At 37.3% G+C, this 8,534-nt stretch carries 9 protein-coding genes; 4 read left to right on the top strand and 5 right to left on the bottom strand.

Translation table 11 applies throughout. From position 1 onward, the window contains the following. Nucleotides 1-4: 4 nt before the first annotated feature. Nucleotides 5-1,711: a coiled-coil domain-containing protein gene (locus tag V514_RS0117080; RefSeq protein WP_029501050.1), complete on the bottom strand. Its 1,707-nt coding sequence runs from the start codon at nucleotides 1,709-1,711 to the stop codon at nucleotides 5-7. Between the two features lie 228 nt (nucleotides 1,712-1,939). On the opposite strand from V514_RS0117080, the gene V514_RS0117075 reads away from it, so the two are divergent. Next, nucleotides 1,940-2,452 carry an RNA polymerase sigma factor gene (locus V514_RS0117075; protein ID WP_029501049.1) on the top strand — a complete coding sequence of 171 codons (513 nt, stop codon included), beginning with the start codon at nucleotides 1,940-1,942 and terminating at the stop codon, nucleotides 2,450-2,452. After that, nucleotides 2,439-3,362 (top strand): hypothetical protein, encoded by a 924-nt coding sequence (locus V514_RS0117070; RefSeq protein WP_029501048.1) that lies wholly within the window; start codon nucleotides 2,439-2,441, stop codon nucleotides 3,360-3,362. Before V514_RS0117075 ends, V514_RS0117070 begins: the two co-directional genes overlap by 14 nt. A 42-nt stretch (nucleotides 3,363-3,404) precedes the next feature. Here V514_RS0117070 and V514_RS0117065 read toward each other — a convergent pair whose 3' ends face one another. Both V514_RS0117065 and V514_RS0117060 read right to left on the bottom strand, forming a co-directional pair. Continuing rightward, nucleotides 3,405-4,949 carry a solute symporter family protein gene (locus V514_RS0117065; RefSeq protein ID WP_029501047.1) on the bottom strand — a complete coding sequence of 515 codons (1,545 nt, stop codon included), beginning with the start codon at nucleotides 4,947-4,949 and terminating at the stop codon, nucleotides 3,405-3,407. Between the two features lie 27 nt (nucleotides 4,950-4,976). Next, complete coding sequence (locus V514_RS0117060; protein ID WP_029501046.1) at nucleotides 4,977-5,363, bottom strand: DUF485 domain-containing protein; 387 nt, start codon at nucleotides 5,361-5,363, stop codon at nucleotides 4,977-4,979. A gap of 500 nt (nucleotides 5,364-5,863) precedes the next feature. On the opposite strand from V514_RS0117060, the gene V514_RS0117055 reads away from it, so the two are divergent. After that, entirely contained in the window at nucleotides 5,864-6,352 is a 489-nt protein-coding gene (locus V514_RS0117055) for a DinB family protein (protein ID WP_029501045.1), read from the top strand. Between the two features lie 80 nt (nucleotides 6,353-6,432). Next, a complete protein-coding gene (locus V514_RS0117050; RefSeq protein WP_029501044.1) occupies nucleotides 6,433-6,837 on the top strand; it encodes a pentapeptide repeat-containing protein in 405 nt (134 codons plus the stop codon). On the opposite strand, the gene V514_RS0117045 is transcribed toward V514_RS0117050, so the two are convergent. Both V514_RS0117045 and V514_RS0117040 read right to left on the bottom strand, forming a co-directional pair. Beyond that, on the bottom strand, nucleotides 6,832-8,058 hold the full coding sequence (locus tag V514_RS0117045; protein ID WP_029501043.1) for a S41 family peptidase: 1,227 nt from the start codon (nucleotides 8,056-8,058) through the stop codon (nucleotides 6,832-6,834). The genes V514_RS0117050 and V514_RS0117045 overlap by 6 nt on opposite strands. A gap of 91 nt (nucleotides 8,059-8,149) precedes the next feature. After that, nucleotides 8,150-8,527: a VOC family protein gene (locus V514_RS0117040; RefSeq protein WP_029501042.1), complete on the bottom strand. Its 378-nt coding sequence runs from the start codon at nucleotides 8,525-8,527 to the stop codon at nucleotides 8,150-8,152. Between the last annotated feature and the right edge of the window lie 7 nt (nucleotides 8,528-8,534).

The raw sequence follows: 8,534 nt of genomic DNA, 5'->3' as shown, positions 1-8,534 counted from the left end.
TATATCATGGGGTGGAAATAGTTTTTAGACAGAACCTAGTATTCGAGCTAGTGTGATTTTTCGCTAAATCTACAACCTCTTTATATTGCCCTTTCCAAAACGCAATATTCCCTTCCATTGACGCAATCTTTTGCTCTAAGTCTGTATTTTTCAACACTTCTTTTTCTAAACTGGCTTGCAATTTATGCAAATGCTCTTCTACTTCGTTAGACATTTGTTGCTGTTGTAAACTTTGAATCAATAATTCTGCACCATGAAGTTTTTGATTTGCTTGTTGCTCTTTTTGTTTATATTCTGCTAATTCATTTTCTAGCCAGTTGCGATGTTCTATTAACAAATCCATAGAACGTTGTTGTTCTTTTTGCTGCTCAGTAAATTGTTGTGTCGAAGATTCTCGAGAGTTAGGAGTCGATTGTTTAAAATCGGTTATTTTTTTTTCAAGTTGTTGTTTCTGCATTAACAATGTCGCATTTTCCTGAGTTCGCATCTCATTAGCAGTCTGCACCCAAGCCACTTTTTCATTTAACTGTTTCATCTCTTCGGTTGCATGTGTCAATTGCTGCTGCAATTTTTCGAATTCTATTTCAGATACACGACTTGCTTGTATAGCGTTCTCTCGCTCTTGTTTTAATGTTTCGAGTTCTTCCCATTGTTTCTTTAATAATTTGCGCATTTTTATACTGTTTTCTTCTTGTATCTCTGTATTATGCTGGAGCTGTTCATTTTCGGTTAATACATTCGACGTTTTTTGCTGTAAATCGCTTAAGCGTTGTTCTAGCATGCTGGCTTGCTGCTGTTGATTTTCCTGTTGCTGAACGAACATTTTTTTCTCTTGCTGCGCACGCTCATATTGCTCACGCAGCACTTGAAGCTCGTTACGATGTTCCATATAAGAAGCTTGTAACTCACTTCTCTCTTGTAAAATAACATCATAATCCTTCGTTAGGCGTTGATATTCCTTTGTATTGATATCAATTGTGTCCGTTAACTCTGCCACAGTGGTTTGCAATGTATGATTTTGTTGTTCAGCATCGGCTAACTTAACATTATTTTCCTCTAAGCTTTGTTGTAGCGCTTGTTCTGTTTGTTTTAACTCATCATAGTCACATTGCAGCTGAGTATATGTGATTTTTTGCTCTGTTAAATTTTTTTCAAATTCAGTGAGTTGTGCTGTTAGTTGTTGTAATTGTGTTATTTTTTCTGTTACAGTCTTCTCAAATTCTGCACGCTCTTCTATTGCTAAGTTTTGTGCATGATCCAATTGTACGCATACTTCACTGTAATTTGTCTCAACTGCTTGTTTCTCACGTTGAATAGATACCAATTGCTGTTGCAATGCTTTTAATTGCGGTTCAACACTCAAAAAATAATTAGGGTATTTTTGCGGGAAATATTGATGCAATAAATCTGTTGCCTCCAATTGAAAATTCGCACAACATTCTGCGATTTCAATATATGCATCGATACTACGTGAAAGAACTTCACCATTCGCTAAATCATTTAGTTGTGTTGGTACATTATATGTAGTAATAATTTCATCAATTGTAGTTAAACTATTCAATTGCAATGTAATATATGCATCTTCAAATCGCGTATCATGCATTTCTTCTATTAGATGTTGATGAACAATAGAAAAGAAGGTTGCAATAAACGATTGGAAAACATTTGATACATGAGGCATCATATATTCTTCTTCAAATTTTGCAATCATCGATATCTTCACCTTTCTTTCTCAATGATGTCTATGACCTTCATCATATTTTTGATATATTATAACCATTCAATTATAAGGTAAATAGAATTAAAAATAAAATAAATTAGTTAATAAGATTTATTAAATACTTATATATATCCTGAAAAATAAAAATTCCCACAAAAACTTGAACCCATTTCTCCCTTTTTTACGACAATACTATAACAATGGAAAGGAGGACGTGCGATGCATTTACGCGACGCCATGACTACATACGGTGAAAGTTGTTTGCGACTAGCATATCTCTATACAAAAGATTGGAACGCTGCAGAAGAAATTGTCCAAGATGTTTTTTTAGCCTATGCGAATCAATATGACGTTTTTCGTGGTGAGAGCTCCATTAAAACGTATTTATTAAAAATCACTGCCAATAAAAGTAAAGATTATTTACGAAAAAAGAAACGCTGGCCGTGGCTACCATTTGGTGAACTTCCAGAGAAATCAACTGCTTCAGCGGAGCGGCTAGTTGAGCGTGAAGAAGAACAAACGCAGCTTCTTGAGGCGCTCCACCGTATTCCTTTAAACTACCGCGAAGTTCTTATTCTTTATTATTACGAGGAGCTAAATACGCGTGAGATTGCAGAATGGCTACAGTGCTCCAAAAACACTGTAAAAACGCGCTTAATTCGTGGGCGTAATCACTTAAAGGCTCAACTAAAAGCGCAAGATTGGGAGGTGTTTATGCATGAACAATTTTAAACAGCAACTAGACCGCGAAATGGGATTAGACAAACGTTTTCAGCCAGCGATGGAGCAGCGAATCATGCAACATATCACTGAACCACAAACAACAAAAATAGCTTGGCCTGTTATTTTTACAAGCATCGCCGCTACTGCTCTAACCATTTTATTTAGTTTGCTACTTATGTTTCCAGAAACAAAGCAATCAACGGCAACACCACCGCTTGCGATCCCGATTGAATCGATGCATGTAAACGCTAATCCTGATGAAAAATTTTATGTGAGTACATCCCCTTTTTCACTTGGCACACCACTTGTCTTAAATGACGATAAATTAAAGTACATGCAAATATTGCTCTCGAACGCACAGCCAGCTGATACGAGTATTGGCGACGAGTATATTGATTTTCCATATGCTGATGTCATCGTAAAGTATGACACTGGGAAAGAACGGGCATTACGCATTTACGCATTCGATGAGCAGCACTATGCACTCTATGATGTAACGACACATGAAACATTTAAAGGAAAACTGCCAAAAAACACACATAACTTAGCACAAATGGTGCCGTCATTTTCATGGACTTTTGTCGTGAAAATCATTATTATTTTAATTATTGCCGAGCTATTACTCACCTTTGTGACGCGAAAAATTTTCGCCGTTCCTAAACGAAAGGAACGTTACGTGGCATCTAAGCAAGGCATTATCATTTTTTTCATTTCTTTTAGTACGATGTTCTATCTCGGATTCAGCGCATCTCAAAATGCCCTGGTGTTACTTGTAGCTATTAGTCTATCAACGCTCGTTAATACGTACTTTGAATATCGCTACGCACCGGAAGATCGTCAATATATTGAAGGAATCGTTAGCACCATTGTAGCTGTAATGATTGCTGCAATATTATTTATATGGTATATCATGCAATAAAAAAAGGAACCGCGCTTTTTGCGCAGTTCCTTTTTTCATTGCTTAGTGCGAGATATCTGATACACCCATACCCGTATTCGCTTTTACTGTAATTTCATCAAAGATATCATCATTCTCTTCTTTCTTAGAAAAGATTGAACCGAGATAACCTGCTAGGAAACCAAGTGGGACCGTAATGATTGCTGGGTTTGTTAATGGGAATAACGCTTCACCAACAAAGATTGCTGTACCTTCTGGGCCCCATACATTCGGGCTTAATGCACCTAATACTAAACAGCTGATTAAACCGGTTACTGTTGCCGCAATTGCACCTGTTGATGTGAATCGCTTCCAGTAAATTGTGTATAAAATAACCGGTAAGTTCGCTGATGCTGCGATACAGAATGCAAATGATACTAAGAATGATACGTTTAATGATTGTGCACCTAATGCTAATAAGATTGAGAATACGGCTAACACAATTGAACCAACACGTGCCGCAAGCATTTGTTGCTTCTCTGTTAATTGACCTTTTTTAAAGATTTCACCGTATAAATCATGTGAAATCGCTGAGGCACCTGTTAATACTAAACCAGATACTACGGCTAAAATTGTCGCAAACGCTACCGCACAAATGAATGATAATAGTACGTTGCCGCCTAAGTATTCAGCTAATAATGGAGCAGCTAAGTTACCAGCCGCGTTCGCTGCCATAATATCTTTAACGCCAACGAATGCCGCAGCACCGAAGCCTAAGAAAATTGTTAATGTGAAGAAAATACTTGTAATCCAAGTTGTCCAAGAAATCGATGTACGTGCAGTACGTGCGTCTTTTACTGTGAAGAAACGCATTAAGATATGTGGAAGACCACCTGTACCAAGTACTAATGCGATTAACATTGAAATTGAATCAAAACCATTTGTATATTTTACACCTGAGTTCAAGAAGTTGTCACCATGTTCCGTTGCGCGTGATACTTCGTCAAACATTGTAATAATGCTGTAATCAAAGTTACGTAGTACAAGGAATGACATTAAACCTGTACCGAATAGTAATAAACATGCTTTAATAATTTGCACCCAACTTGTCGCACCCATACCACCGAATAATACGTAGATTGTCATCATCGTACCAACGATTAGTACAGCAACCCAGTAGTCGATACCAAATAATAATTGAATTAATGCACCGGCACCTACTAGCTGTGCAATCATGTAAAGAATAACAATTGTAATTGTGCTTAGTGCTGCTGCAGCACGTACACGTTTTTCATTAAAACGAGCTGTAATCATATCCGCTAATGTGTAACGCCCTAAGTTACGAAGCGGTTCTGCGATAATATACAGTACAACTAAGTTTGCTACTACATATCCTACAGAGAAGAAGAAACCGTCAAATCCTGATAAAGCAATGGCACCCGATACCCCTAAAAATGCGGCCGCCGATAAATAATCCCCTGAAATTGCTAAACCATTCTGCCAGCCTTTTAAGCCCCCACCAGCAGTATAGAAATCGCTTGCCGAAGATGTTTTCTTCGCTGCGATGTACGTGACAATTAACGTTAAACCAACGATGCCTAAGAAGAAGCTAATCGTTACAATATTCATAAGCCCGATCCCCCTTGATGTATGAAACTACTTGTTGTCTTCATACTCTTTCATAATTTTTTCTACATCTTTGTCAAATTTATTTGCGCGGAATTTGTACACTTCACATAACACGATTGTCATAACGAATAGTGATAATGAATAAATCCAAACCCACGTAATTTTACCAACGACACGATGTTCTAATACAGTTGTGAATGATGTTAAAACAGGTAACATAATATATGCGATTAAAAATAAAATAGTTGTTGAGAATAAGAATTTCTTTTTCTTTTTCACTAACGCCTTAAAAGAATCCATTTGCGCGATTTCTTTATATACTTGGCGTTCTTTCTCTTTTTTATTCGCTAACGCCGGCTCCCCAACCTTTGTTTTTGGCTGTTCTTCAACTGAAATGTCCATTTGATTAGCCATCTATAAAACCCCCTTCAATGCTGAAAATTCTACTTAGATGATAAAATTTTCTGTTTTAGTAATGTTCCGTAAACCTATTGTATGTGGACTGTTATGCAAAAGCAACAAATTTTTTTCTTCGTATTTACCGAAAATGGAAAATAACCCCTTTTGAAAAATATAAAAATAACGAAGCGGAAAAACCTGATTTCACGCCCAACATAAATCGTTTTTACAAAATTGACAGAATATTTCATTATTAAAAAGAAAAAACGAACATAAAGTAGTTAATAAAGTATTTAAAAAGAAAATAAATGATTAAAACAGCATATCCATAAAATATATTAAAATAATAAAATTTTTTTAAAAAAATTAAATTGTGTACTATAACAAAATGTATTTGAATACACATTTGGTTTATAATCTAGGAATCTTTATATCCTTATTGTTATTTTTAATTTAACACTTGATGCTTGTACTATTTAAAAATCGGGAATAGCTTTTGTAAAGGAGCTGATTTTTTGACTATTTTAACGACAGCACGCACAGAACTTGTTGATTACCTTACAACCTTACCAGTGGATTCTTTAAATACTTCGATTGACTCAAACTCTTGGACCGTGCTACAAGTAGCGGAACATTTAGCGTTAATGGAAGAAGACGTGAGTGGTCTTTTAAAGGAGGCTGTCATCAAACGGAAATTTATCGATGATGTGCCGCAAAAACCTGTTCACTTAACAGCAGATCGCACACAAAAATTTAAAGCATTAGATCGCTGGCATCCAACACACGACCGTTATTCACTTGAAGAAGTGCTCGCTCACCTAGGACAAAGCCGGAAAGCACTCACCAACGCACTAGCACATGCCTCTGATGAAGATTTAGAGCATGTTGTTGCAAAAAATCAGGCATTTGGAACACTATCACTCGCCCAATGGCTTGATTTTATCGGCTATCATGAACAACGACATTTAGCACAAATCAAAGAAATCATCGCCGCGACGTCGTAGCCATAGTAAAAAGCCGAAATCTATGTACGATTTCGGCTTTTTTTCATAGCAGTTTATTTTGTTTTGAAAGGATGTTTCGAATGACCTTACATGTAACCGCAATTGACTTTACACAACAAAATTTCCAATATGCGAACTATGAGGACATGCATTTTTCTGATGCAGATTTTTCGTATGCACAGTTTCAGCATGCCACATTAAAAAATATAACATTTGAGCACATTAATTTTTCGTATGCTTCATTTGATAGAGCGACATTTGACAACGTTCAATTTAAAGAGTGTCAATTTGATGATACGACATTTCATCATGCTGTATTACGCGATGTGCAATTCCATGATGCTGCACACAATGAGCTTGCGTTGCACGATGCAACATTACGCCACGTATCATTTTCTAAATCAACCATAAAACGCCTACTGCCGATTATTATTACAGTCGTCATTATTTTAATGCTGTGGCAAATTTTTTTCCAAAGCTTATAATTGTTGGCTAATCAATGCCTGCACGACAGCTAAATCGACATCCTCATGCAAATGCTCTGGCGTCCACGGCACATAAACATGTGGCTGAATACCATCTGTTGAGGCCAATTCACTCTCTTCATTCATTTTTGACATACTATAATTGAGTGCGATATCACCAAAATCAGCCGTCACAACATTACATGTCGCCATAATGCCCATTGTTGCACGACCAACAACGGTCACTTTTGGCGATTTTTTTGCATAGGCAACAAATGTTTCTCCCGAACTTCCACAATGTGTATCCGTCAGCACATAAATTGCTTGTGGTATTGGGCGCCCCTCAATCGTCACATCTAAGTCCTCTGTTACTTCAATCATGCCTTGCCCGCGATGTTGTTCAACTAAAAAGATTTCACGTTCAATCATCTGTTCAATAGCTGCATTCATATCGGGTTCGATATAATGCTCTAATAACCCAATCATCAACTCACAATTACGCACCGTATAATTTGTGAACATCGTCTCATTCCGTTGTAATTCCTTCACAGTATAATCTCGCTCAAATAGCCAATCAAGCAACGGAAAATAAAACGCATCGTTGCCACCATAATTTTCACGCACATCAATAATCACATGTTGAATATTCGCTAACCTATGCTCATATTGGGAGACGAGTTTTCGCACCGCATATTCTTCCGCAAAATCTGTAAACTTCATATACAAGGTTTGTTCATTCATCATCATCGCTTTATGTGTTGGTTTATAGTGCTTACGCGCATATGAACTTAATATAAGTTCTATCGGCACATTGCGCTGTTGTACAGTCACCGATGTTGCGCGCATTAATATTTCTGACCAATTTTGGCGCTCTGCTTTATCATGCCCTAATTGTTTATGAAATTTCTTGCTCGCTTCCTCAATTGACAATCCATCAATAGCGATAATTTGGTCGCCCTTGTGAAGGCGTGTTTCTTGAGAAGCTTCTATTATATAGAGTACGTTCTCATGACGGCGTACACGAAATCCAATATTCGGACGTACGCTATTTTTGACGCTTAAATAAAGATTCCCATCTTTAAAGTCTGCTAAATAATCTTCGATGACACGCACAAATTGCTCATCAGTCATCTGATTTGTTACATGATGCTGTTGAGATTGCTGCAACGCTGCCGAAAAACCCACATAATCATGTTGCATAATATGTTGAATTTCATTAAAAACTTGTTCTTTTGTTTGCATAGCCGTTCCTCCATACAAAAGGCCGCTTGATCTAAGCGGCCTCGTTCTCTATTGTCGCTACTTCAAAACGTAGCATGTTTTTAAACAAGCGTCAAACGTTGTAAAATAGACTAATAATGTTTTGGTCTGCATCACGTACTAATGCATAATATTGTCCCCACGGTGCCTCCCAAGGTTCACGAACAATGTTGTAACCATGCTGTTGAATACGATGAAACAGCTGGTCGACTTCCTCTTTCGAATCAGCGGCAAAGGCCAGCTCGACCTTATCGCCAATAAATTCGGGTTCAAAGCCAAGTACGTCGTTCATCATATCTAAACGATTTAATGAAATACGCACCCCTTCATTGGCAAGTTCCATATAGGCGTCATCTGCTGTTCCAACAAGTGGCTTTAACTCGAGCAGCTGATAAAAATCGAGCGCTTGTTGCATATCCTGTACAATTAATCCGACCATATCTAACTTCATGATTATC

The organism is Kurthia huakuii LAM0618, assembly GCF_000505545.1.
Lineage (GTDB): Bacteria > Bacillota > Bacilli > Bacillales_A > Planococcaceae > Kurthia > Kurthia huakuii.
This window is presented reverse-complemented; position numbering and strand designations above follow the sequence as displayed.

What these genes read in the sequence shown, in the direction of transcription:
- V514_RS0117080 (WP_029501050.1), bottom strand. Translation starts at nt 1,711, where the DNA reads ATGATTGCAAAATTTGAAGAAGAATATATGATGCCTCATGTATCAAAT.
- V514_RS0117075 (WP_029501049.1), top strand. Translation starts at nt 1,940, where the DNA reads ATGCATTTACGCGACGCCATGACTACATACGGTGAAAGTTGTTTGCGA.
- V514_RS0117070 (WP_029501048.1), top strand. Translation starts at nt 2,439, where the DNA reads ATGAACAATTTTAAACAGCAACTAGACCGCGAAATGGGATTAGACAAA.
- V514_RS0117065 (WP_029501047.1), bottom strand. Translation starts at nt 4,949, where the DNA reads ATGAATATTGTAACGATTAGCTTCTTCTTAGGCATCGTTGGTTTAACG.
- V514_RS0117060 (WP_029501046.1), bottom strand. Translation starts at nt 5,363, where the DNA reads ATGGCTAATCAAATGGACATTTCAGTTGAAGAACAGCCAAAAACAAAG.
- V514_RS0117050 (WP_029501044.1), top strand. Translation starts at nt 6,433, where the DNA reads ATGACCTTACATGTAACCGCAATTGACTTTACACAACAAAATTTCCAA.
- V514_RS0117045 (WP_029501043.1), bottom strand. Translation starts at nt 8,058, where the DNA reads ATGCAAACAAAAGAACAAGTTTTTAATGAAATTCAACATATTATGCAA.
- V514_RS0117040 (WP_029501042.1), bottom strand. Translation starts at nt 8,527, where the DNA reads ATGAAGTTAGATATGGTCGGATTAATTGTACAGGATATGCAACAAGCG.